The sequence below is a fragment of the Pseudomonas azotoformans genome (assembly GCF_001579805.1).
GTDB lineage: Bacteria > Pseudomonadota > Gammaproteobacteria > Pseudomonadales > Pseudomonadaceae > Aquipseudomonas > Aquipseudomonas azotoformans_A.
The window spans coordinates 4764465-4788462 of record NZ_CP014546.1 but is presented as its reverse complement, the minus strand read 5'-3'; the positions used below and the strand labels follow the sequence as shown (position 1 = coordinate 4788462).

Below are 23998 nucleotides of genomic sequence, written 5' to 3'. Positions count from 1 at the left end.
GCGCAACCCACCTTTTTTCCAGGAGCTGTCCCCATGCCCGCCGCCAAACTGCTAAGCGAACTCAAGTCCCTGGGCGTCGAACTCTGGCCTCAGGATGGCCAACTGAAATTCCGCGCGCCCCAGGGCCTGCTCGACACGGAACGCCTGGCGCAACTGCGCGAACACAAGCAACAGATCCTGCACCTGCTGGAAACACAGGAACGCCCGCTCGTGCAGGCCGATCCGGCGCAGCACCACACGCCCTTCCCCCTCACCGATGTGCAGACTGCCTACCTGATGGGCCGCCAATCGTCCTTCGGCTACGGCAATGTCGCCTGCCATGGCTACCTGGAACTGAGCTGGCCAACCCTGGACCCGCAGCAGGTGGAACAGGCCTGGAACCGCCTGATCGCCCGCCACGACATGCTGCGCGCGGTGATCGCCAGCGAAGGTTCGCAGCGTGTGCTGCCCGACGTCGCCCACTACCCGCTGGCCATCGCCGATCTGCGTGGCGCCACCCGCGAGCAGCACCAGCACGCATTGCAACAGATTCGCCAGGCCATGGAACAGAAGCTCTACCCCACCGAGGTCTGGCCGCTGTTCGAACTGCGTATGAGCCGCAGCGACAACGGCGACACGCTGCACTTCTCCATGGACTCCCTGATCGCCGACTGGGCCAGCGCGCAGCTGCTGTTCAATGAGCTGGAACTGTTGCTGCAGGATCCCCTGGCAGCTTTGCCTGCCCTGGACATCACCTTCCGCGACTACTTGCTGGCCGAGCGCAGTTTGCTCGAAGGCAGCCGCCACCAACGTGACCGTGACTACTGGCTGGCCCGCATCGACGCATTGCCCGCCGCCCCACAACTGCCGGCGCCGCTGAGCGGCGAAGACACCCGCATACCCCGTTTCCAACGGCACTCGGCGCAGCTTGAACCGCAGCCATGGGCCGCCCTGAAAAACGCTGCCAGCGAACGCGGCCTTACCCCATCCATCGTGGTGCTGGCGGCCTACGTCGCCACGTTGCAACGCTGGAGCCAGCAGCCCGCCTTCAGCCTCAACCTGACATTGCTCAACCGTCTGCCACTGCACCCGCAGGTGGATCGCCTGGTGGGCGACTTCACCTCGGTCAGCCTGTTGCAGGTCAACGATCCCGAAGGGCTGGACTTCACCGCCCAGGCACGCCAGTTGGGCAGCCAATTGTTTGCCGACCTGGAGCACCGGTTGTTCTCCGGCATCCAGGTCATGCGCGAAATCGGTCGGCGCCGCGGGCGTGAAGCGGCGGCCATGCCGGTGGTCTTCACCAGCGCCATCGGCCTGGGGATCGAGGCACCGCCGGCCAGTCAACGCCGGGTGGGCCACGGCATCACCCAGACGCCGCAGGTCACCCTCGATTGCCAGGTGATGGATGACGCAAACGGCCTGCACATCCATTGGGACGTGCGCCAAGGCGTATTCCCCGACGGCCTGGTGGACGACATGCAACAGGCCTTTGTCGCCGAGTTGCAGTTGCTCGCCCTCGACCCGGCCGCCTGGGAACATCCGGTGCAAGTGCCGCTGCCGGCCTGGCAACAGCGTGAACGCCTGGCGGCGAATGCCACCGCCGTCCCGTTGCCCACCGGTCGCCTGCACGACGGCCTGCTGGCCATGGCTTGGGAACATCCTCACGCACTGGCGGTGATCGATGCCAGCGGCAGCCTGACCTACGCCGCCCTTGCCGAACGCGCACTGGCTGTGGCCGCCACCCTGCGTGAGGCCGGGTGCGACGCGCAGGAACCGGTGGCGATCCTGATGCCCAAGGGTCTCGACCAAGTGGTGGCGGCCTACGGCGTGTTGCTCGCCGGCGCGGCCTATCTGCCCCTGGACAGCAACGCTCCGGCCGCACGCCGCGACCGCGTCCTGCTAAGCGCCAAGGTGCGGCATGTGCTGGGGCATTACCTGGCGCAGCCAAACACGCCGTTGCCCGAGACATTGCAATGGCACGCCGTAGATCGGTTGCCCTCGGCGGGCGCGGATTTCGAGCTGATCGAGGGCGGCCCCGATGACCTCGCCTACGTGATCTACACCTCCGGTTCCACCGGTGAACCCAAGGGTGTGATGATCAGCCATCGCGCCGCGCTCAATACCGTGCAAGACATCAACCGACGCTTCGATGTCAACGCCGATGACCGCGTACTGGGCCTGGCGCAGTTGAGTTTCGACCTGTCGGTGTATGACCTGTTCGGCCCCCTCGCCGTGGGCGCAACCCTGGTGCTGCCGGACCCGGCACGTGGCGCCGACCCGTCGCACTGGGCCGAACTGGTGCAGCGTCATCAGGTTACGCTGTGGAACTCAGTGCCGGCACAACTGCACATGCTCACCGACTACCTGCACGCCGAACCCCGGCCACTGGACAGCCTGCGCCTGGCCTTGCTGTCCGGTGACTGGATCCCGCTGAACCTGCCACCGCAACTCCAGGCATTGTTGCCCGACTTGAAACTGGTGGGCCTGGGCGGCGCCACCGAAGCCTCGATCTGGTCGAACCTGCACCCCATCGGCGCCATCGACCCGGCGTGGCGCAGCATTCCCTACGGCCTGCCGCTGGCCAATCAAGGCTTTCGGGTACTCGACAGCCACTGGCGTGATGCGCCGACCTGGGTGCCGGGCGACCTTTATATCACCGGTGTCGGCCTGGCCCAGGGCTACCTGGGCGATCCAGCATTGAGCGACTCACGCTTCTTTGCTCACCCGGTCGACGGCCAGCGCCTGTACCGCACCGGTGACCGTGGCCGCTATTTGCCGGGGGGTGAGCTGGAATTCCTGGGCCGTGAAGACGGCCAGGTGAAGATTCGCGGGCATCGGGTGGAACTGGGTGAGGTCGAGGCCGCACTGCTCGCCACCCCTGGCGTGGACAGTGCGGTCAGCCTGGTCAGTGGCGACCTGTTGGCGTTTGTCACGGCCGCACGCGCCGAACCCGAGCCGCTGCCAGGCGCGCCGTTGCTTACGGCGGTCAAACGTTATGCCGACAGCCAGGTGGGCAGTTTCGATGCGCAACAGGTGCGCGAGTACCAGGCTGACCTGAGTGCCGCTGCATTGAGTTCGATGCTGGAGGTGTTGCTCAAGGCCGGACTGTTCAGCGGCGAGCGGGCCGAACCGGACGCCGCCACAATCCTGCACGCCTTGCAGGCCGAGCCGCGCCACCATTGGCTGGTTCGTCGCTGGTTGGGCGCGCTGTGCGAGGCTGGTCTGCTGCACTACACCCACTCGCACTACCGCCTCGCGCAACCCGCGCCCAACCCGGCGCTGGCGTGGGGCCGGGTGGAACAAGCGGTCGCCTCGGGGCTGTGCAGCCAGGCGCTGCTCGACTACCAGCTCAACCATGTGTGGCAACTGCCGCAACTGCTCAAGGGCGAGGTCAACCCGTTCGACTTGCTGTTCCCCCAAGGCCAACTGGACGTGGCCTTGCAGTTGTACGGCGGGGATGCCGTGTCGCGCTACAACAACCACAGCATCGCGGCGCTGATCAACCGCCTGGCCACCCACCATCAAGGCGACGGCCCGCTGCGCATCCTCGAAATCGGCGCCGGTACCGGCGCCACCAGCGCGCCGGTTATCGGCTTGCTCGATGGGCTGGAAGTCGACTACCTGTTTACCGACATGACCGCGTTTTTCCTGCCGGCGGCCAAGCAGCGCTTTGCCGAGCACGCCTGGGTACGCTATGGCGTATTGGACATCGACCAGGACATCCGCCCCCAGGGTTTGGCCAGCAACAGCGTGGATATCGTGCTGTGTGCGGGCATGCTCAACAGCGTCAAGGACATCGACAACGCCCTCGGCCAGATCACCGAGTTGCTTAGCCCTGGTGGCTGGCTGGTATTCAGCGAGCCGTCCGGCGAATGGCCGCCGATCCTGCTGACCCAGGGCTTCATGATGACACCGGCGAATGGCGACCACGACCAGGGCCGCAGTGGCCTGCGCGACGCCGATATCTGGCAGGCGCGGGTCAAGGCCTTCGGTGGCGAATGCCTGCCTGCCCTGCCCCAGGCCGACCACCCGCTGGCCGCCCTCGGCATGCAGGTATTCGCTGCGCGCTTCAAGGCCGGCGTGCAGCGCCTGAATGTCGACAGCCTGCGCCGCGCCCTGGCCGAGCGCCTGCCGGACTACATGCTGCCAGCGCACCTGCAGGTACTCGACCGCTTGCCGCTGACCGCCAATGGCAAGGTCGATCGCAAGACCCTGGCCGGCTGGCGCCCTGCCGCCGACGCCCAGGCCTCCAGCAGCCAGGAAGCGCCGAGCGATCCGCTCAGCGCCGAGTTGTGCCGCGTATGGGCCGACGCCCTGGGGCTGGCGCAGATCGGCGTCGAGGACAGCTTCTATGAAAAAGGCGCCGACTCGCTGATCCTCGCCCGCGTCGCCGGCCAACTGCGTGAGCAACTGCCCCAGGCCCAACGCCTGAGCTACGACACCTTGCTGCGCCAGATGCTCAACGAGCCGAATGTCGCCGCCCTCGCGCGCCTGCTCAATCAGGGCGAAGCCACGCCGGCCATGGTTGCCGTCAGCGGTGAAGCGCAACGCTCGTCCAGCAGCAACGCGCTGGTGGTGCCGTTTGGCGGGGGTGACGTCGGCCCGGTCCGGGTGATGTTCCATGCCGCCCTCGGCACCCTCGATTATTTCCAGCACCTGGGCCGCGCCCTTGCCGACCAGCAGGCCGGTCCGGTGATTGGCTTTGCCGTGGCTGACACCGAACAGTACCTGGCGCTGGAGCCCAAGCGCCTGATCGAAAGTGTGGCCGAGGACTACGCCGAACGCTTGATTGCCGATGGCCATCAACGCTTCCAACTGATCGGCTACTGCCTCGGCGGGCTGCTGGCCACTGAGGTTGCCCGGCGCTTGCTCGAACGCGGCATGGAGGTGGTCGACCTGAGCCTGATCGACAGCATCCCGATGTTCATCGACACCGACGAAGAGCTGGCGTACGAGGCGATCTTCGTGCCCAACCTGAACCTGGACCCAGTGAAAACCGTGTTCGGCGCGCACATCGAAGACTACGACGTGTACCGCGCCATCGACCTGTTGATGGCCCGCGACAACCGCCGCGTACCCGCCGGGGCCATGGCGGCGCTGAGCGGCGATCCGGGGCTGGACGCGCTGGCGCTGGCGGTCCAACAGCAATCGGCGCGCAGCCAGGAGGAACGCCTGGCCGAATACGCACGCCTGGCCTCGGGCCAGGCCGGGGTGCCGATCGGTCCCGAACTGGTACCGACGCTGTTCCGTGTGTGCCGCCACAGCATGCGAGCGGCGCGGTTCGACCCGCTGCCGTTCCTCGGCAACATGACCTACCTGCGCTGCCTGGAGCAGCAATCGTTCGGCATCACCGGCGGCGTCGGGCATTTGGCCGCGCCGTTCTGGGAAGACGCGTGCCTGGGCCACTTCGAGCTGATCGACGTGCCTGGCAACCACTTCAGCGTGATCGAACCGCCTCACGTCCACACCGTCACTGCGCACCTGCTTGAGGCCCTTCGGAAAAACTCATGACCACCGCCTTGGATACCCTGAAACGCCCGGTCAACCGCTTGATTCGCCTCGGTGTGGCGTTCGCCGCCCTCGGCGCATTGGTCAACCTGGTGCCCTTTATCGGCCTCACCGAACTGGGCCGATTACTGTTGGCCGGCAGCGCCGACAGCAAGACCCTATGGCTGTGGGCCGCGCTGGTGGTGATCGCCCTGAGTGTGGGGTGGATGGCCAGTGGCGTGGCGCTGTGGTTGACCCATGTGGCTGACCACCGGCTGCAATCGAGCTTGCGCGAAGCCATGGTACGCAAGCTCGGGCGCGTGCCGTTGGGCTGGTACACCGACACCACCTCCGGCGCCGTGCGCAAGGTGGTGCAGGACGACCTCGAAGACCTGCACCACTTGGTCGCCCACCATGCGGTGGAGCTCACCGCAGCCATCGTCACGCCGCTGGCGGGCCTGCTGTGGCTGGCGACGTTGAACTGGCGGCTGGCGCTGCTCGCGGTGCTGACACTGCCCATCTACGCGGTGGCCTACGCCCTGATGATGCGCGGTTTTGGCGCCAAGATGCAGTTGCTGGACAAGAGCATGACCCGGGTCAGCGCGGCGATTGTCGAGTTCGTGCACGGCATTGCCGTGGTCAAGGCGTTCGGCCAGGTCGGGCAGGCGCATCGCAGCTATCAGCAGGCGGTCAACCAGTTCAGCGAGCAGTACGCCGGCTGGGTCAAGCCGCTGCTGCGCCTGGAAGCCTTTTCCTCGATGGCCTTGAGTGTACCGGTGATCCTGCTGGTGAGCCTGGGGGTGGGTTGCCTGTTACTGGCGCACGGTTGGATCACACCGCTGGAGCTGTTCGCCGAAACCCTGGTGGCGGTGGTCATCCCGCAATCGCTGCTGGTGATCAACCAGAGCCTCACAGCCCAGCGTACGGCCCTGGCGGCAGCCGGTCGCATCGAAGCGCTGCTGGACGTTGAGGAATTGCCTACGCCCAAGGCCTGCGTCCAACCCCAGGGCAGCGATATCCGCTTTGAACAGGTGCAGTTCGGCTACGACGCCGAGCACCTGATCCTCAAGGGCGTCGACCTGCACTGCCCGGCCGGCAGCGTGACCGCATTGGTCGGCGCGTCCGGCGCGGGCAAGTCGACCCTGGCCAAGCTGGTGCCGCGCTTTCATGACGTCAACGCCGGCCGCATCTGCGTGGGCGGCGCCGATGTGCGCGAGATCGACCCGCGCCAGTTGTATCAACACGTGGGTTTCGTGTTGCAGGACGCACAACTGGTGCACGGCACGGTCGCCGACAACCTGCGCCTGGGCCGCCCGGATGCCAGCGATGCAGAGGTCGAGGCGGCAGCACGCTCGGCGCAAATCCATGCGCGTATCCAGGCGCTGCCTCGGGGTTATCAATCGGTGATTGGCGAAGACGCGATCTTATCCGGGGGCGAGGCGCAGCGCGTGTCCATCGCCCGCACCCTGCTGGCCGACACGCCGGTGCTAATCCTCGATGAAGCCACCTCCCACGCCGATCCCGAGTCCGAAGCATTGATCCAGGATGCGCTGTCGGCCTTGGCACGGGGCCGCACGGTGCTGGTGATTGCCCATCGTCTGTCGAGCATCAGTGGCGTCGACCAGATCGTCGTTCTCGACCAGGGCCGCGTCCTGGAAAGCGGCCGCCATGAACACCTGCTGAACGCCAACGGCGCCTATGCCCGACTGTGGCGAGCCAGCACCGAAACCCCTGCCGTGGAGATGTCCCTATGATTCACAGCCTTGTGACCTTACTGGGCCCGGCCCATGCCCCGCGCCTCTACCGTTACCTGGCGTGGCTGGTGACCAGCGCCGTGCTGCAAGGCCTGGCCGTGGCGCTGCTGGTGCCGATCCTGCACGCGTTGTTCGCCGGCGACCTGCCCACGGCCAGCGCCTGGCTGGCAGGCCTGGCGGCCATGGTGGTGCTGACCTGCATCGCCCACTACCAGCAGGCCATGAAGGGCTTTGCCCTGGCCTTGCTGGTGCTGACAACCTTGCATGATCGCCTCGGCCAGCACCTGGTCAGCCTGCCGTTGGGCTGGTTCAACTCGGAAAAGGTCGGGCGCCTGTCACGCAGCGCTACCAGCGGCACGTTGATGGTCACCGGTTTGTTCGCCCATTACCTGGGGCCGGTAGTGTCCGGGGTGGTGGTGCCGGCCACCGTGGCGCTGACGCTGTTCGTGTTCGACTGGCGCCTGGGCCTGACGGCTGTGTTGTGTGCGCCGCTGATCTACTTCACCCATCACTGGTCAGCCGCCGCCATCGGCAGCAACGATGCGCGGGTGGAAGCCGCCGCGACCCTGGCCGGCAACCGGGTGGTGGAGTTCGCTCGCTACCAGCAGGTGCTGCGCGCATTTGGCCGCACCCAGGACGGCTACGCGCCCTTGCAGGCCGCCAATCAGGCGCAAAAGCTGGCCGGTGGTTCGATGCTGTCGCAGACCTTTCCCAAGCTGCTCGCCGGTGGTTTGACCGTGCAACTGGCCTTTGCGCTGCTGGTCGGCGTGGGCATTGCCATGGCGGCTCATGGTGAAATTGATGCGATCCAGTTGGTGGCCCTGCTCGCCCTGGCAGCGCGGTTCGTGGGGCCATTGGCCGAAGCGGCAGCACGCAGCGGCCTGTTGCGCATGGCCGGCAACGACCTGGATCAATTGGTGAGTATCCTGCGTGAGCCGCCGTTGCCCGAACCCGCCGTCAGCCTGCCCCTGTCAGCGCCCGGCAGCCTGGCTTTCGAACACGTGAGCTTCGCCTACCCGAGTGGCCCGACGGTACTGCGCGACCTGACCTTCAGCGCCCCGGCGCATTCGATGACCGCGATTGTCGGCGCGTCGGGCTCGGGCAAGACCACCGTCACCCGCCTGTTGATGCGCTTTTTCGATACGACGGCGGGCAGCGTCAAGGTCGGCGGCGTGGACGTGCGCGAGCTGTCCAACGCGGCGCTGATGGCGCAACTGTCGCTGGTAATGCAGGACGTGTACCTGTTCGACGACAGCCTCGAAGCGAACATCCGCGTAGGCAGCCCGGACGCCAGTGCCCGCGACGTCGCCGAAGCGGCACGGCTGGCCGGTGTCGATGAAATCGTCGCCCGCCTGCCCCAAGGCTGGAACACACCGGTGGGCGAAGGTGGCGCATCGTTGTCCGGCGGTGAGCGCCAGCGCGTGTCCCTGGCGCGCGCCTTGCTCAAGCGTGCGCCCATCGTGCTGCTAGACGAAGCGACCGCCGCGCTCGACCCGCACAACGAAGCCTTCGTACAGGCCGCGATTCAACGCCTGATGCAACACTCGACCGTGCTGGTGATCGCCCATCGTTTGCCGACCATCATGGCCGCCGACCAGATCCTGGTCCTGGACGAAGGTCGCCTGGTGGAGTCAGGCACCCACGCGCACCTGCTCAGCCTCAACGGTCGTTACGCCGGGTTCTGGCATGACCGTCAGCGCGCCGGTGGCTGGCGCCTGAATGCGCAGGCCAAGCCATGCTGATCGGGGTGCTGGGCGCCAGTGGCGACGTCGGCCTGGCCAGCGCACAGGCCTTGTTAAGCCTGGGCCTGCAGGACCTGCGCCTGGGCGGGCGTGACGCGCACAACGGCGCGCGCTGCCTGGCGCTGCTCCAGCAACAATGGCCCGAAGCACGCCTGCAATGGACGGCCGTGGATTTCAACGACACGCCAGCCCTGGCCAGGTTCGCCCGTGGCTGCGACGTCTTGCTCAACTGCGCCGGCCCCGCCTGGCGCGTGGCGGACCGTGTCGCGCAGGCCGCTTTGAACGCCGATGCGCATTACGTCGACGCCGCGGGCGATATCCAGCTCGACCCGGCTTTATGGCGCGGGCGCAGCGCGGTGCTTGGTGCGGGCCTGCAACCGGGCCTTACCGGCCTGCTGCCACGCTGGCTGGCGATGCAGGGGTTCACACACGTGCTGGGGCTGAGCAGCTATTTTGGCCTGCGTGACCACTTCACGGCCGTCGCCGCCGACGACTTCCTGCAAGGGGCGGTAGACGGCTCCAGCGAGCCCTTGGCGGCCTGGCACAACGGCCGTTGCAGCCGCGCACTGCGACGCAGGCGCGACGTGCTGTTGCCGTGTTTCCCCGGGCCGGTGCATGTGCTGCCCTACTTGAACCGGGAAGGCGAACGCTTGGCCAGGGACCTGCGCCTGGAAACAGGCCAGTGGTTCAACGTGATGACCGACGGCCATGTACTCAAGGCGCTCGACCAGGCGCACAGCCTGCCGCGTGCCGAAGCGGTGCAACGCTTATGCGCGGCCAGCCAGTTGGACCTCAGTGGCCAGCCGCCCTTTGTCACGTTGTTGCTGCAACTCGATGGACTGCGCGACGGCCAGACGTGCACCCGCAGCCTGGTCGTCAACGGCGCGGGCAACGCGCCTCTGACCGGCGCCATGGCGGCAGTCACGGTGGTGAGTGTGCTCGAAGGCGAAATCCGCCCCGGCTGCCATGACGCCGCGTACGCGTTGCCGCCCGCCGCCAGCCTTGAGCGCCTGCAACGTGCTCAGGCGATCCGCGCGCTGACCCTGCTGGACCACCCGCTCGAACACCTGCAACACGCCGAAGAAGGTTGCCTATGAACACCGCCCTTAACGCACTGGAACAACTGAGCCTGGGCGTCATGGCCGACGTCCTCCTGCGTACCCAGGCCTTGCCGATGCAGGTGTGGCGAACCGCCGAACAGCTTAACCAATCGCTCGGCACCGCACCGCGCCACGCCTGGATTGTGCGGCGTTGGCTGGCAGCGTTGTCGCGTACCGCAGCCGTGCAGGTAGGCGGCGAGCGGTTGGCCTGGAATGGCACGCCGCCTCAAGCCGCCCTCGGCGATTTGCCAGGGTTGTATGCCGAGCTGGGTTTCCCGCCGAGCATGGCGCAACTCCATGCCCAGGTCATCGAGTGCCTGCCCGAGTTGCTGCGCGACCGCATCGCCCTGGCGCCGTTGCTGGTGCTCGCCGGGGACCCGGTGGCGGTACTCGGTGCGTATCAGCACAACCACTTTACCGCCGCGATCAACCAGGTGCTCGCGGCCCGTGCGCGGGAAACCCGCGCCGCCGACGACGTGTTGCAGGTGCTGGAGCTCGGCGGCGGTGCCGGCTGTACCACGCGTGCCGTACTGGCAGCCTTGGAGGACCGTGAAAAAGCTTATCGCTTCACTGATATCAGCTCACTGTTCACCGGCGTGGCTCGGCGCGAATTGCGCCTGGAGCCCGGTATGCAATTCGACCTGCTCGACCTGGACCGCGACTTCAGCGAGCAAGGCATCGCGCCCCGCAGCCAGCACTTGGTGATCGCCGGCAACGTGCTGCACAACGCCTGCGACCTGCCGCGCAGCCTGTCGCGAATCCGCGCCTGCCTGCGCGACGGCGGCACCTTGCTGTTCAGCGAATCCATCGCCGACAACCCGGCGATGCTGACCTTCATGCACCTGTTGCTCTCACCCCCAGCCGGCGCGCCGCTGCGGGTCATCGATGAGGTGTTCATGCCCCCCGACGCCTGGCGCCAGGCCTTGTACGTCGCAGGCTTTGAGTTGCTCGACGTATGGCCCGCCGCGACCGACCCGCTGGCCGCCGCCGGACAACGCCTGTTCCATGCCACCGGAGTTTCCCGATGAACGTCGACACCCTGTTGATCGACCTGCCCACTGCGCCTTGGCAACTGCCTGCGTTTACCGACCTGGGCGTTCATCAGTTGGCGCCCGCGCGGCTGCTGGCCTTGCTTGAGCGCCAGTGCCCCGCTGTGGTGATGATGAGCGCCGAGCAGTTGGAGCGCCTGCTGGATTTTCCCGCACTGGCCTTGAGTGATCTGAGCCACCTGCAACAGGTGCTGTTCGTCAGCCACCGCCCGGGTGACTGGCAGCTCGCGGAGCGTGCAGCGGCGCAACTCGATTGCCGCGTGCAAGGTTTCACGGAGCAATGGCTCGACTTGGCCAGCGTCAAGCTGGCGCATCAACGCTGGCGTGAGCGCGCTTTGGGCCATCCTCAAGTCAGTGCCGTTGCGCTGCACGGCCAGACGCTGTTCGTGGTGCCGCATCCTTGCCCGAGCAGGCCGGTGGACGATCAGCTGGCCGCAACCGAGGCCGCCCTCGACCAAGCCTTCGAACCCGCGCAACTGGTGGAGTCGGTGCGACTCAATGATCGACTGGGTCACGCCGCGCTCCTCTCCATGCTCAATGGGCTTGAGCAGTGTGGGTTGCTGCCGGCACCGCTCAATGACGTGGCCCACAGCTTGGCACGGGCGGGTATTGCCCCTGGCCACCGGCCGTTGATCGCGCGCTGGCTGGATGTGCTGCAAGCCCAAGGCCTGTTGCGACGCGTCGCCGATCGATTGCTACCCACCCTCGACGCGAATGCCTGGAGCGATATCGCCCTGGAAGGTATTTGGGCGCAGTTGAGCGTGGACTGGGCGCGCAATACCGGCGGCAACGGCACCCTCGACTACGCGCGGGAGAATGCGCGGCAGTTGCCGTCGTTGATGCGTGGCGAGTCTGCGGCAGTGCACCTGTTGTTTCCCGAAGGCCGCACCGAACGCGCGGCGGCGCTGTATCGCGAGAGCCTCGCAGCGCAATACCAACACCGCGCCGTCGCGCACTGGATCGGCGCCTGGGCCGCACGCCAGCCGGCCGATGTGCCGCTGCGCGTGCTGGAAGTCGGCGCCGGCACCGGGTCCACCACCCAAGCGGTGTTGCCCGTCTTGGCGAATGCCAGCGTGGACTATCTGTGCACCGACGTGTCGCGCTACTTCAGCGAGCAAACTGCCGAGCGGCTCAAGGACTGGCCATGGGTGCGTCACGGCGTGTTCGATATCGATCGCCCGGCCCTGGCCCAGGGTTATCCCAGCCAGAGCTGGGACTTGATCGTCGCCGGGGGCGTGCTGAATGCCGCCCGCGACACCGAGCGCTCCCTGGCCACCCTGCTCGCTTTGCTCAAGCCGGGTGGCTGGCTGGTGTTCAGCGAACCGACCCAGGAGGAGTTCTGGGTGATGGCTTCCCAGGCTTTCATGCTCAACCAGGCCAGCGACGAACGCCAGCTCAGCAGCGCCACCTTCCTCGACCTGTCGCAGTGGCAAAGCGCATTGGCGCGAGCCGGATTCCACGGCAACCGCAGCCTGCCCGTCGCCACACACCCGCTGGCGCGCCTGGGCCATCGCGTATTCGTGGCCCAGGTCCCGGCGGAACGCCTGAGCCGCACCGCACTGGTGGCCCACCTGGAAGACCCCGAATTGCAGCTTGAGCTGCTCGACCATTTGCCCGACCTCAGCACTGCCAAGGACTTGCCATGACCCCGCTGGCCTACCCGTTCAACCGCTTCACCGACCTCAAGCTGGCGGAACCCTATCGCCATGCCCAGCAGGCACCGGGGCTGTTGCGCATCCAAATGCCCATCGGCGCCCCGGCCTGGCTTGCCACTCGCTATGACGATGTGCGCCTGGTACTCGGCGACCGGCGCTTCAGCCGCAGCGAGGCGTTTCGTCGCGACGATAGCCCGCGTGCCTTCCCACGCATCGCCGGCGGCATCGTGATGATGGACCCGCCGCAACTCACGCGGATTCGCTCGCGCGCCGCCCAGGCTTTCACCCGTCGCCGCGTCGAAGCCCTGCGCCCCCACGCCCGCGACTACGCCCATCAGTTGATCGACCGCATGCTCGCCGCCGGCCCGCCGGCTGATCTGGTCAACGACTACGCCCTGCCGTTGCCCCTGGCGCTGATCTGCGAACTGCTGGGTGTGCCGGTGCAGGACCGTGACCGTTTCAAGGTGTGGAACGACTCCCTGCTGTCGACCCGCCCTGAAGACGCGGATCAGACTCAGCGTCATCTGGGCGAGCTGGCCGCATACATCAAAAACCTGGTGGCCGAACGTCGACGCGAACCACGCGATGACTTCATGACCGCCCTGACCCAAGCCGACGAAAAAGGCGAGTCCCTCAACGAGGAGCAATTGCTGCTGTTGTGCATTGCGATCCTGGTCGCCGGTTACGAAGGCAGTGCCTCGCAGATCCCCAACTTTATCCAGGTGCTGTTGGACAACCCCGCGCAGTGGCAACAGCTCAAGGCCGATCCCGAGCAGATACCGCAGGCGGTCGAAGAGCTGCTGCGCTACATCCCGCTGGCCTCGGCGGCGATGTTTGTGCACTACGCGCTGGAAGACATTCAGGTCGGTGAAACCCTGGTGCGCCAGGGCGACGCGGTGTTCGCCTCGATCGGCGCCGCCAACCATGACCCGGCCCGCTTTGAAAACCCACAGGCGCTGGACCTGCAACGGGATGCCAGCGGCCATTTCGGCTTTGGCCACGGCCTGCATCACTGCATCGGCTCAGCCCTGGCGCGGGTCGAATTGCAGGAGGCGCTGCACGCCCTGGTGGTGCGCCTGCCCAGCCTGCAGCGCTGCGGCGACGTGCAATGGAAAACCGCCACATTCTTTCGCGGCGCCCACTGCCTGCCGGTGACCTGGTCATGAGCCGCCCGACTGCACGTAAACGCGTGATCGTCGCCGGCACTGCATTTGGCCGTATCTACCTGCAAGCGGTGGCACGCGCCCAGGCCGACTATGAACTGGTGGGCATCCTGTCACGCGGCAATGCTTACTCGCGCGCCTGCGCCGCGCACTATGGCGTGCCGTTGTACGAGGCTGTCGAGCAAGTGCCGGACGACGTCGACATCGCCTGCGTGGTGGTGCGCTCCGGCGCCACCGGCGGCGCCGGCAGCGAGCTGGCCCAGCACCTGCTGCGACGCGGCATCCACGTGCTGCAGGAACACCCGGTGCACCACCGCGAAATCGCGGCGTGCATGCAGGCCGCGCGTCAAGGCCAGGCAGCCTACGCGGTGAACACGCTGTACCCGAACATCCTCGCGATCCGGCGTTTTCTGGCGGTGGCCGGGTACCTGCGCGAGCAGCAAGGGCTGGCGTACATCGACGCGGCCTGCAACAGCCAGGTGGCTTACCCGCTGCTGGACATTCTCGGGCGCCTGGCCGGTGGCCTGCGGCCCTGGGTGTTCGCGGCGCCAGCCGCCGGGGTCGGGGCGCAGCCTTTCACGCGGCTCAACGCGAGTTTCAACGGTGTGCCAATCAGCCTGCGCATCCAGAACCAGGTGCACCCCCAGGACCCGGACAACCATTCCTTCCTGTTGCATCGCCTCGAAGTGGGCTGCGAAGCCGGCGTGCTGAGCCTGGGCGACACCCATGGCCCGGTGCTGTGGAACCCGCGCCTGCATGCCCCACGGGATAACACCGACCGCCTGATCATGGCCGGCCCCGGCAGCGAACGCCTGGCCGGGCCGACGATGGTGGTGCTCGACCCGCAGCTCCCCGCGAGCTACCACCAGGTGTTCAACCAGCTCTGGCCCGACGCGGTCAGCCTTGCGCTGGGTGAACTGTGCCGCGACATCGACGACCCCACACGCCGCCTGCGCAGCGGCGTGTGGGCGACCGAGGTGTCCATGGCCTGGCGCGAAATGAACGGCCTGATCGGCATGCCTGAACTGATCGAGCCACCGGTGCCGCGTTCGCTGCCACAGGCCGAACTCCACGCGCGTGCCGACGCCGTGCAACCCCCTTGCGGTGACGACACCGCCCGACTGCTGGGAGCCCTGCCGTTTTGAACACTGCTCAACCCTCTTCAGCCTGCAGCCATGTGCTGCTGTGGGTGCGTGACTTGCACCAGGCCGTGGCGAATTTTCGTGCCGCCGGCTTCGAGGTCACTTACGCCACCGCCGAAGCCAGCGCGCAACACGCACACATCTGGTTCAGCCAGGGGCCGATCATCGAACTGTTGACCACGCCGCGTCATGCCTGGCTGTTCAAGTGGCCCATCGACTGCCTGGCCGGCCGGGGGGCCGGGCGACGCATGTTGCGTTGGGCCGCGCAGGGCGAAGGTTTCTGCGACCTGGCCCTGCTGTGCGAAGACCCGGCCCTGGCGCCTCGCCTCAAGGGCCTGGCGGCTTGCGGCGTGAGCATGGGACGTACGGTGAACTGGCGGCGCACCTGCGCCGATGGCAGCCAGACGCGCTTTCGTTTCGTGTACCCGCGCCATGATCGCTTGCCCTTCCTGGTCACGCCCTACTCACCGTCCCAGCACCCGGCGCACAGGGTCCACCCGAATGGCGCTACCGGGTTGGCCGCGATTCACTTGGGCGTACACCCCGACGATCACACCGCCCTTCACCTGCTGGCCGGCGATGACCCGCTGCTGCGCCTGCAACCGGCCACGCACACCGGCGTACAGGCGGTACAAATCACCGGCCTTGCGCACCCGCTGAATCTGCACGGGGCCCAGTTGCTGGGCTGCCCGACTGCCCAAGGAGATTGCCATGCTTGATGGATGCACTGATTGGCCCGACGACTTTATTCGCCGCTACCGCGAGCAAGGCTACTGGCGCGGCGCGCCTCTTGGCGAACTGCTGCGCTCGCAGGCCCGGCGCACACCAAACAAGGAGGCGCTGGTAGACGGCTCGCGGCGCTGGAGCTACGCCGAGCTCGACTATGAGGCTGACCGCCTGGCCGCCGGCCTTGCCGAACGCGGGCTGGTGGCGGGCCAGCGGGTGTTGGTGCAGTTGCCGAATATCGCCGATTTCTTCAGCCTGACCTTCGCGCTGCTGCGCCTGGGCGTGATCCCGGTGTTTGCGCTGCCGGCCCATCGCGAACATGAACTGGCACACCTGGCGCACCTCAGCCAGGCAGTCGCCTATGTAATTGTCGATCAGCATCTGGGCTTCGACTATCGCCCGTTGGCGCGCACGTTGCTTGAGCAAGTACCGAGCCTGCAACAGGTGTGGGTGGTCGGTGCCGCCGAGGAATTCGTGCCGCTGGCGCAGTGCGTGGCCAGCCCGCGTGAATGGCCTGCGCCAGATTCGCGGGAGGTGGCAGTGCTGCTGTTGTCTGGCGGCACCACCGGCCTGCCCAAACTGATCCCGCGCACCCATGACGACTACGCGTGCAATGCGCGCCTGGCGGCCCAGGCGTGTGGGTTCGATGCCGATACCCGATACCTCGCCGCACTGCCGGTGGCGCACAACTTCCCCCTCGCCTCTCCCGGTGCTTTGGGCGTGTTCAGTATCGGCGCCACCCTGGTTCTGGCGCCGGAACCGAGCCCGGACACCGCCTTTGAGCTGATCGAACGCGAACGCATCACCCACACCGCCCTGATCCCACCGCTGGTGTTGCTGTGGCTGGAAGTCGCGCAATGGTCCGATAACGACCTGGGCAGCCTGCAATGGCTGCAGGTCGGCGGCGCCCGGCTCAAGGCCGAGATCGCCGCACGCATCCGCCCGGTCTTGGGCTGCGGCCTGCAACAGGTGTATGGCATGGCAGAGGGTTTGCTGTGCTTCACGCCACTGGATGATCCGCAGGCGCGGGTGTTCGACACCCAGGGACTGCCGCTGACCGCCGACGACGAGATCCGCATCGTCGACGCCGACGACCAGCCGGTCGCCCCCGGCACCGTCGGTGAATTGCTGGTGCGTGGGCCCTACACCATCCGCGGCTATTACAACGCCGCCGAGCAGAACCAGCGCGCGTTTACCGCCGACGGTTTTTACCGCAGCGGCGACCTGGTGCGGCGCCTGCCCGAGGGGCATTTGATTGTCGAGGGTCGCAGCAAGGATGTGATCAATCGCGGGGGCGAGAAAATCCCCGTGGAAGAGATCGAGAACCTGCTGCTCGGCCACCCGCTGATTCGCGATGTGGCACTGGTGGCGCTGGCCGACGAGTTGCTCGGCGAGCGCAGTTGCGCCTGTGTGCTGGCCCATGGCGAGCGGGTTGACCTCGCCTCGATCAACGCCTGGCTGCGCGAACGAGGGCTGGCCGCCTACAAGTTGCCGGATCGCTTGCAGGTGCTGCGCGAGTTCCCGTTGACGCGCCTCGGCAAGGTCAACCGCAAGGCCTTGGCAGAACAGGTGCTGGCGCTATGAGCGGCGCTGCATCGCCATGGCTGCGTGTGCTGCGAGAAAGCCAACAGGCGCGGGCACGCCTAGTGTGCCTGGCCCATGCCGGGGGCAGCGCGAGTTTTTTCCGTCCGTGGCTGGCGCACCTGCCGGGGGATATCGACCTGCTGGCCGTGCAATCTCCGGGACGTGAAGAGCGTTTCAACGAAACGCATATCCCCTGCCTGGACAGGCTCGCCGAACACATTGCCGCAGCACTGCAAACGTTGCCCGCCCGGCCCTTGCTGCTGTTCGGCCACAGCATGGGCGCCGCCCTCGCCTACGCCGTGGGAGTGTGCCTGCAAGCGGCAGGCTATGGCGCCGCCCATGTGTTCGTCTCGGGTCACGCGCCGCCACACCGGCAACCAGACAGTGACCTGCACCGCCAGGACGACGCCGCACTGATCGCCGACATCCTGCGCCAGGACGCCGACGCCGCCGGCCTGTGGGCCAATCCCCAACTGCGTGCGTTGTTCCTGCCAACCCTGCGCAGCGACTACCAGGCCATCGAAACCTGGCGCCCCCAGCAGCTTACCCGCTTGTCGGCACCACTCGACGTGCTGCTGGCCCGCGATGACGCCGAAGTCAGCCTTGAGCAGGCCCGTGCCTGGGCTGACCTCAGCGACCACACCCCGGATATCCGCCTGTTCGACGGCGACCACTTTTACCTCAAGCATCAGCCGCGACCGGTGATCCATCACCTGTTGCAACGCACTGCCTACCTACAGGGAGACTCGGTATGAAAACCCCGGAACACTGCACTGGCCTTTCGGACATTCGTGAAGCCATCGACAGCCTCGACCAGCAGATCATCGAGGCCCTCGGCCTGCGCATGCAGTACGTCAAGGCCGCCTCCGCGTTCAAGCCCGACCAGGCCAGCATCGCCGCCCCGGAACGTGTCGCGGCGATGTTGCCGCAGCGCCGGCAATGGGCGCAGACGGCCGGGCTGGACGCAGAGTTTATCGAGGGGCTGTTCAACCAGATCATCCACTGGTACATCGCCGAGCAGACCGCCTTCTGGTTGCAGAAAAAGAGCAAGGTGGTATGAACCTGGACGCGTTGCTCAAGGTATTCCAGGCCGCACACCAGCGTGCGGTGGCGTATCAACGGCCCGTCATCGCCGTTTCTTCACACCCCGCGCCGACGCTGGAGGCCCTGGCCCTTTACGAAGCCCACCGGCAGGGTTTCTTCTGGCGCGCGCATTCGCCAGACCTGACACTGTTCGGCGTGGGCTGCGCCTGGCAGATCGAGGCCGGCGGCCCCCAGCGCATGCTCGACGTCGACCGGCAATGGTTCGCCCTGTGCGCCGACGCGGTGATCGACGGGCCCAAGGCACCCTTACTGCTGGGCGGCATGCGCTTTGATGAACAGCGGCCGTGCGCACCGCACTGGGCCGCCTTCGCTGACGCCAGTTTTCATCTGTCGCATTGGCTGCTCAGCGAAGACGCCGACGGCCGCTGGCTGCGCTGCCAGCAAGTGGTCGAACCCGACAGCGACCCGCAGGCATTGGCCCGCGACAGCATCGCGGCCTATGCGCAACTGCTCAACCCGCCCGCCGCGACGGCCACAGCGCCGGACGTCATCGAACGCAACGCGCTGCCCTCACACCAGTGGCAGAGGAAGGTTGAAACGGCGTTGCAGGCCATTTCAGGCGGCGCCTTGAACAAAGTGGTGTTGGCGCGGCATATCGAGTACCAACTGGACACGCCCCTGGACAGTGGTGCGGTGATGCAGCGTTTGCACGCACGGGGTAACGCATCCCACCTGTTCGCGCTGCACCGTGGCGAGCATTGCTTCATGGGCGCTACCCCCGAACGACTGCTCAGTTGCCAGGAGGGTCGCCTGACCACCCATGCCCTCGCAGGCAGCGCGCGACGAGGCACTACTGCCGACGAGGATCACGTTATCGGTGAACGGCTACTGGCCGACCCCAAGGAACAACATGAACACCGACTGGTAGTGCAGACCATCACCCAAGCCCTGGATGGCAAGGTACGCGACCTCCAGGCTGCGTCATCCCCCACCTGCTGAAGCTCGCCAACGTGCAGCACCTGAGCACACCGATCATGGCGCAACTCAACCCGGACAAGCGTTTGCTGGACGGCATCCACGCGCTGCATCCAACGCCAGCGGTGGGTGGATTGCCAAGTGCGACCGCCATGGATTTTATCCGCCGCCACGAAGGTTTCGACCGGGGTTGGTACGCGGCGCCGGTGGGTTGGTTGGACTCACAGGGCAATGGAGATTTCCTGGTCGCTCTGCGCTCGGCGCTGATGACCCCACGACACTGTCATTTGTTCGCGGGGTGCGGGATTGTCGAGGGCTCTCAGCCTGCCGGGGAGTATGAGGAAACCCAGATCAAGCTTGCCAGCATGGAGCAGGCATTGTTGCTCTCTCCACAGGAGTCAGCGCTTCGATAATCGTCCCGCGCGCTCAATACGTCGGCGCGGGTGCTGCATCGATCTTCACGCGCAGCAGGCTGTAGGGCTTCTGCCGCAAGTCCTTGCCTGCATGAAAAATCGCCTGGCGATGCAACTGGTTGGCCATGAAGTACAGATAGCCGTCCGGGCCGATCGAGAACGTGTCAGGCCAGAGCACCCGAGGGTCATGCACGATAGTTTGCCACTGGCCGTCCGCGAGGCGCTTGCGCACGCTGTTGTTTTCATAATCACCGGCATAAAGCGCCCCTGATGCGTCGGCCTCCAGCCCATCGGACGCGCCTTTTTCTTCGCCAAGGTCCTTGACCGCTTCGGCGAGTTGCGCCTCAGTGATCGATGCATCACGCAGCTGTACGGTGGGCACTGAATATAGGTGCCGGCTCGACAATGGGCAGAAATACAAAGTCTGGCCATCCGCCGACAGTGCAATGCCATCGGACGCCACGGCAAAGGGTTGTGAGCTGCCGTCGGGTTTGCGGACTTTGAGGATTTCACCTTCGACCTTGGGCACGAAACGCGTATCGACTGAGGTCGATGCCGCGCCGCTGAGCCGGCGCAACGCCGTGCCGCTGGCAATGTCCATGACGATGATTGCGCCAGGGCCGCTGAGGGACGAGTCGGTGAGGTAGATCACGCCTTCGTCGCCCACACGAAAATCAAAGCGCATGTCGTTGACGTAGGTGCTGGGCAGCATGACGTTTTCAGGGAAGACCAGCGTCTTCACCACCTTATTAGTGGCCAGGTCAACCGCGACCAGCTTCGCGCCACCGGGCTGCGGCGCCGAGAACCCAGGGGCTGCGGTATCGAGAATCCAGAGCCGCCCGCGTCCGTCCGCCACGACGCTTTGAACACTGATAAAACCTTTGGCCGGATCCTTGGGGTTGGCCTGGTTCATGGCCAGGTCGGGGTAAGGCACCACCTTGCCATTACGCAGCTCTGCAACGGTAAAAGGCACGTTGTCGCCCCAGCGCGGAAAGTTGACAAAGAGGCGCCCTGTCTCAGTGACCGTCACGCCGGTGGGCATGGCGTCATGGAAGGCGAATACCGGCTCGATAACGCCCTGGTGCTGTTCACTGGGCAATGCGGCATGGGCGACCTGGCTGCCGAGGGCAATTGTTGTCGCGAGGAAAAAACAGGCGAGTGGACGTTTTACGTGCATGGCGGTGCTCCAAGCCCTGTTGGTCAGGCCAGTGGGCTTCGGTTGGACAGGATGGACGGAATTACCCAGCGACTGTCGATAACAGTTTCATCAAAATGAAGAGAATGCGATCAGGGTCGCTTGAGTCGATCAGGGCATTGATCACAGAACTGGGAGGACATACCGACAGGCCTCAAGTGGAGGCGCCATAGCTTGAAAAGAACGGCGTCGACGCGCTTGGCAATCGTGATAAGCGTAGTGAGTGACATGATAGATATCCGCTGCTGGGGTTAGAGGTGTGACCAGCGTAACGAACTGCGTACCGCGATAGCAGTCTGTGAAAACGGATACACTTTCAATACTAAATTGAAAATCACCAGAGACTTCCGCTCTGTCTAAATTGCCAGGAGTGGCAGCGAGAGCCTCGCACTAAATAAAAATATGTGATGTTATGCACCATAATAATGCCTATTTATAATAATTAGCTTATTCCAAAAAAGACTTTCACTCAGGTTTTTTATAGGATTATCTTCGTTTCACAGACCGACCCCATACCTGGCGGAGGACGTATTCCCTAGCCCCCAGGTTGCCTACATGCCAGACATCGCACTCCCCACCGCCCTTAACAAATTTCACCTGTCACTCTTGGCCAGCTCCATGCTGATGGCAGCGGCGCCCGCCTTCGCCGAAGACGCCAAGCTCGACACCGTGACCGTGATCTCCACGGGTCTGCGTGGCCAGGAGCGCACAGTGGCCGACAGCCCGGCGCCCATCGATGTGATTAACAGCGACCAGTTGCTCAAGACCGGTCGCGCCGAGCTGTCCGAGGCGATTGCCAAGCTGCTGCCGTCGTTCAACTTCGGCACGAACATCGCCGGCTATAACTCGGTGACACGGCCCCTGAGCAACCGCAGCCTCGGCCCGGCCTACACGCTGGTGCTGGTCAACGGCAAGCGCCGCCACAACGGCGCCACCGGCCAACGCGGTTCGATCGATAACAGCGGTGCGAATGCGGTGGACATCGACCTGATCCCGGTCAGCGCGGTGGACCATATCGAAGTGCTCAAAGACAGCGCTGCCGCACAGTACGGCTCCGACGCAGTGGCGGGTGTGATCAATATCATCCTCAAGAACACCAAGAGCGGCGGCCACCTGGAAACCAGCTACGGCCAGCTGTATTCCGGCCAGGGCGAGACCATCAAGGTGGCGGGCGACCAGGGTTTTGAACTGGGCCAGGGCGGCTTCTTCCACTTCTCGGCCGACGCGCGCAAACGCGGCAGCGCGTCCTGGAACGACAAAGCCGACCGCAGCGTGCGGGCATTCAATGACCCCGCCAAGGAAGCAGCTTGGGACCGTGTCGCGATCAAGAATGGCGACCCGGATCTCAAGGCCTTCAACCTGGCCTACAACGCCGAACTGCCGCTGGAAGACCTGACGCTGTATTCGTTCTCCACCTACGGCGAACGCGATGCCGAGGCCGCCAACTATTTCCGCCTGCCGACCGGCACCGCCGCAGTCCCTGAGGTATTCCCGGACGGCTACTTCCCGCTCAACAACATCAAGGACCGAGACTACCAGCTGCTGTTCGGCGGCAAGGGCCTGGTGGCCGACTGGAACTGGGACTTGAGCACCACCTACGGACGCAATAACGTGCACCACTCCAGCGACCTCAATATCAACCCGTCGCTGGGCACGGCGTCCCCCACCAAGTTCGACAACCTGGCGACCTTTCGCTTCGAGCAATGGGTCAACAACCTGGATTTCACCCGCCGCTACGACAGTTTGTTCAACCTGACGCCGCCAGTGCAGGTGTCGGCGGGCCTGGAGCATCGTTGGGAACATTTCAGTACCTTCGCCGGCGACCGCGAGGCCTATATCACCGGCACCTACCCCGCCGCTTCCGGCGCGCAGGCCGCAGTAACGATTCGCCCTGAAGACGAAGTGAGCCTGATCCGCAACAACTATGCGGGCTACCTGGACCTGGGCTTCGACCTGACCGAGCGCTGGTTTCTCGACGTCGCTGGCCGCGTCGAACATTACGACGATGACTCGGGCAATACGTTCGGCCTGAAACTGAATTCGCGCTACGAATTGACCGACACCGTGGCCGTGCGCGGCACCGTCGGCACCGGCTTCCGTGCACCGTCCCTGACCCAGATCGGCTACACCGTGGCCGACAACCGGGTGGCGACCGACGTGAACGGTAACGTGGTGCCGGCGGTAACCCGCCTGACGCCGTCCGGCAGCAACCTGGCCAAGGCCCTCGGTGGTGATGACCTCAAGCCGGAGAAATCGCGCAACCTGGGGCTGGGCCTGACCTGGCAACCGGCGCCACGCACCAGCATCACCGCCGATGCCTACCTGATTGACATCGACGACCGCATCGCCCTGACCAGCAACATTTATGACCGTGGCAACGGCGCGATCAACGCCATCCTCGCCGCCCAGGGCGTGCCCACCGGCACCTGGGTCAACTACTACACCAATGCGTTCGACACCCGTACCAAGGGCCTGGACGTGGTCGCCGACCACACCACGCCACTGGATGCCTGGGGTGATGTGCGCTGGAGCCTGGGGTTCAACTGGAATAAGACCACCATCGAAGGCACCCGCGACACGCCGAGTGCGCTGGCCGGTTCAGGCGTGACCCTGGTGGGCCGTGACCGTGAAGGCGACCTGACCGACGCGTCACCCAAGACCAAGTGGATCCTGGGCGCCAACTGGAAGGTCGAGGACCTGGCGGTCAATCTGCAAACTGCCCGTTACGCCGCGGTCAAGACACTGGCGGTCAACCCGAGCGGCGACCGCAGCTTCGGCGCCAAATGGATCACCGACCTGGACATCAGCTACACCTTCGTCGACAGCCTCACCGTCAGCATCGGCGGTACCAACATCTTCGACGTGCGCCCCGACAAACACGCGGTGTACAGCAACCTCGGCCTGGCCGCCTACGGCAACCCGCCGTTCTATCCCGGCGGCGGCTACTGGTACACCAAGCTCGCCTACGACTTCTGATCCAAACGCCACCT

General features: G+C 65.5%; 16 protein-coding genes. 15 read left to right on the top strand and 1 reads right to left on the bottom strand.

Annotation, left to right across the window (positions count from 1 at the left end; genetic code table 11):
• Positions 1-33: 33 nt before the first annotated feature.
• Genes AYR47_RS21960 through AYR47_RS33130 form a run of 14 tightly spaced genes read left to right on the top strand, consistent with a single transcriptional unit; the run spans position 34 to position 19813 of the window.
• Positions 34-5490 carry a non-ribosomal peptide synthetase gene (locus tag AYR47_RS21960; protein WP_061436835.1) on the top strand — a complete coding sequence of 1819 codons (5457 nt, stop codon included), beginning with the start codon at positions 34-36 and terminating at the stop codon, positions 5488-5490.
• Positions 5487-7220: an ABC transporter ATP-binding protein gene (locus tag AYR47_RS21955; RefSeq protein WP_033901136.1), complete on the top strand. Its 1734-nt coding sequence runs from the start codon at positions 5487-5489 to the stop codon at positions 7218-7220. The genes AYR47_RS21960 and AYR47_RS21955 overlap by 4 nt, the downstream gene beginning before the upstream one ends.
• A complete protein-coding gene (locus AYR47_RS21950; RefSeq protein ID WP_061436832.1) occupies positions 7217-8962 on the top strand; it encodes an ABC transporter ATP-binding protein in 1746 nt (581 codons plus the stop codon). The genes AYR47_RS21955 and AYR47_RS21950 overlap by 4 nt, the downstream gene beginning before the upstream one ends.
• Entirely contained in the window at positions 8956-10059 is a 1104-nt protein-coding gene (locus AYR47_RS21945; protein WP_061436831.1) for a saccharopine dehydrogenase NADP-binding domain-containing protein, read from the top strand. The genes AYR47_RS21950 and AYR47_RS21945 overlap by 7 nt, the downstream gene beginning before the upstream one ends.
• Positions 10056-11090 carry a class I SAM-dependent methyltransferase gene (locus AYR47_RS21940; protein WP_061436830.1) on the top strand — a complete coding sequence of 345 codons (1035 nt, stop codon included), beginning with the start codon at positions 10056-10058 and terminating at the stop codon, positions 11088-11090. Before AYR47_RS21945 ends, AYR47_RS21940 begins: the two co-directional genes overlap by 4 nt.
• Positions 11087-12757 (top strand): class I SAM-dependent methyltransferase, encoded by a 1671-nt coding sequence (locus AYR47_RS21935; protein WP_061436828.1) that lies wholly within the window; start codon positions 11087-11089, stop codon positions 12755-12757. Before AYR47_RS21940 ends, AYR47_RS21935 begins: the two co-directional genes overlap by 4 nt.
• Positions 12754-13932, top strand: a complete 1179-nt coding sequence (locus AYR47_RS21930; RefSeq protein WP_016979930.1) for a cytochrome P450 — start codon at positions 12754-12756, stop codon at positions 13930-13932. The genes AYR47_RS21935 and AYR47_RS21930 overlap by 4 nt, the downstream gene beginning before the upstream one ends.
• Positions 13875-15074, top strand: a complete 1200-nt coding sequence (locus AYR47_RS21925) for a Gfo/Idh/MocA family oxidoreductase (protein WP_237142498.1) — start codon at positions 13875-13877, stop codon at positions 15072-15074. The genes AYR47_RS21930 and AYR47_RS21925 overlap by 58 nt, the downstream gene beginning before the upstream one ends.
• The gene (locus AYR47_RS21920; protein WP_033901143.1) at positions 15071-15790 is read left to right on the top strand and encodes a VOC family protein; all 720 of its coding nucleotides are present in this window, start codon (positions 15071-15073) and stop codon (positions 15788-15790) included. Before AYR47_RS21925 ends, AYR47_RS21920 begins: the two co-directional genes overlap by 4 nt.
• Positions 15783-17381 (top strand): (2,3-dihydroxybenzoyl)adenylate synthase, encoded by a 1599-nt coding sequence (locus AYR47_RS21915; protein WP_061436826.1) that lies wholly within the window; start codon positions 15783-15785, stop codon positions 17379-17381. The genes AYR47_RS21920 and AYR47_RS21915 overlap by 8 nt, the downstream gene beginning before the upstream one ends.
• Positions 17378-18136: a thioesterase II family protein gene (locus AYR47_RS21910; RefSeq protein WP_033901145.1), complete on the top strand. Its 759-nt coding sequence runs from the start codon at positions 17378-17380 to the stop codon at positions 18134-18136. Before AYR47_RS21915 ends, AYR47_RS21910 begins: the two co-directional genes overlap by 4 nt.
• Positions 18133-18441: an isochorismate lyase gene (locus AYR47_RS21905; RefSeq protein ID WP_061436824.1), complete on the top strand. Its 309-nt coding sequence runs from the start codon at positions 18133-18135 to the stop codon at positions 18439-18441. Before AYR47_RS21910 ends, AYR47_RS21905 begins: the two co-directional genes overlap by 4 nt.
• Complete coding sequence (locus AYR47_RS33135) at positions 18438-19424, top strand: chorismate-binding protein (protein WP_250636850.1); 987 nt, start codon at positions 18438-18440, stop codon at positions 19422-19424. Before AYR47_RS21905 ends, AYR47_RS33135 begins: the two co-directional genes overlap by 4 nt.
• An 11-nt stretch (positions 19425-19435) precedes the next feature.
• Positions 19436-19813: a chorismate-binding protein gene (locus AYR47_RS33130; protein WP_250636849.1), complete on the top strand. Its 378-nt coding sequence runs from the start codon at positions 19436-19438 to the stop codon at positions 19811-19813.
• A gap of 13 nt (positions 19814-19826) precedes the next feature.
• Here AYR47_RS33130 and AYR47_RS21895 read toward each other — a convergent pair whose 3' ends face one another.
• Positions 19827-20990, bottom strand: coding sequence for an L-dopachrome tautomerase-related protein (locus tag AYR47_RS21895; RefSeq protein WP_061436822.1), 1164 nt, complete (start codon positions 20988-20990; stop codon positions 19827-19829).
• Positions 20991-21563: 573 nt separating this feature from the next.
• On the opposite strand from AYR47_RS21895, the gene AYR47_RS21890 reads away from it, so the two are divergent.
• Complete coding sequence (locus tag AYR47_RS21890; RefSeq protein ID WP_061436820.1) at positions 21564-23984, top strand: TonB-dependent receptor plug domain-containing protein; 2421 nt, start codon at positions 21564-21566, stop codon at positions 23982-23984.
• The last annotated feature ends 14 nt before the right edge of the window (positions 23985-23998 follow it).

What these genes read in the sequence shown, in the direction of transcription:
- AYR47_RS21895 (WP_061436822.1), bottom strand. Translation starts at nt 20,990, where the DNA reads ATGCACGTAAAACGTCCACTCGCCTGTTTTTTCCTCGCGACAACAATT.
- AYR47_RS21950 (WP_061436832.1), top strand. Translation starts at nt 7,217, where the DNA reads ATGATTCACAGCCTTGTGACCTTACTGGGCCCGGCCCATGCCCCGCGC.
- AYR47_RS21925 (WP_237142498.1), top strand. Translation starts at nt 13,875, where the DNA reads ATGGAAAACCGCCACATTCTTTCGCGGCGCCCACTGCCTGCCGGTGAC.
- AYR47_RS21915 (WP_061436826.1), top strand. Translation starts at nt 15,783, where the DNA reads ATGCTTGATGGATGCACTGATTGGCCCGACGACTTTATTCGCCGCTAC.
- AYR47_RS33135 (WP_250636850.1), top strand. Translation starts at nt 18,438, where the DNA reads ATGAACCTGGACGCGTTGCTCAAGGTATTCCAGGCCGCACACCAGCGT.
- AYR47_RS21955 (WP_033901136.1), top strand. Translation starts at nt 5,487, where the DNA reads ATGACCACCGCCTTGGATACCCTGAAACGCCCGGTCAACCGCTTGATT.
- AYR47_RS21940 (WP_061436830.1), top strand. Translation starts at nt 10,056, where the DNA reads ATGAACACCGCCCTTAACGCACTGGAACAACTGAGCCTGGGCGTCATG.
- AYR47_RS21960 (WP_061436835.1), top strand. Translation starts at nt 34, where the DNA reads ATGCCCGCCGCCAAACTGCTAAGCGAACTCAAGTCCCTGGGCGTCGAA.
- AYR47_RS21910 (WP_033901145.1), top strand. Translation starts at nt 17,378, where the DNA reads ATGAGCGGCGCTGCATCGCCATGGCTGCGTGTGCTGCGAGAAAGCCAA.
- AYR47_RS21905 (WP_061436824.1), top strand. Translation starts at nt 18,133, where the DNA reads ATGAAAACCCCGGAACACTGCACTGGCCTTTCGGACATTCGTGAAGCC.
- AYR47_RS21930 (WP_016979930.1), top strand. Translation starts at nt 12,754, where the DNA reads ATGACCCCGCTGGCCTACCCGTTCAACCGCTTCACCGACCTCAAGCTG.
- AYR47_RS21935 (WP_061436828.1), top strand. Translation starts at nt 11,087, where the DNA reads ATGAACGTCGACACCCTGTTGATCGACCTGCCCACTGCGCCTTGGCAA.
- AYR47_RS21890 (WP_061436820.1), top strand. Translation starts at nt 21,564, where the DNA reads ATGCCAGACATCGCACTCCCCACCGCCCTTAACAAATTTCACCTGTCA.
- AYR47_RS21945 (WP_061436831.1), top strand. Translation starts at nt 8,956, where the DNA reads ATGCTGATCGGGGTGCTGGGCGCCAGTGGCGACGTCGGCCTGGCCAGC.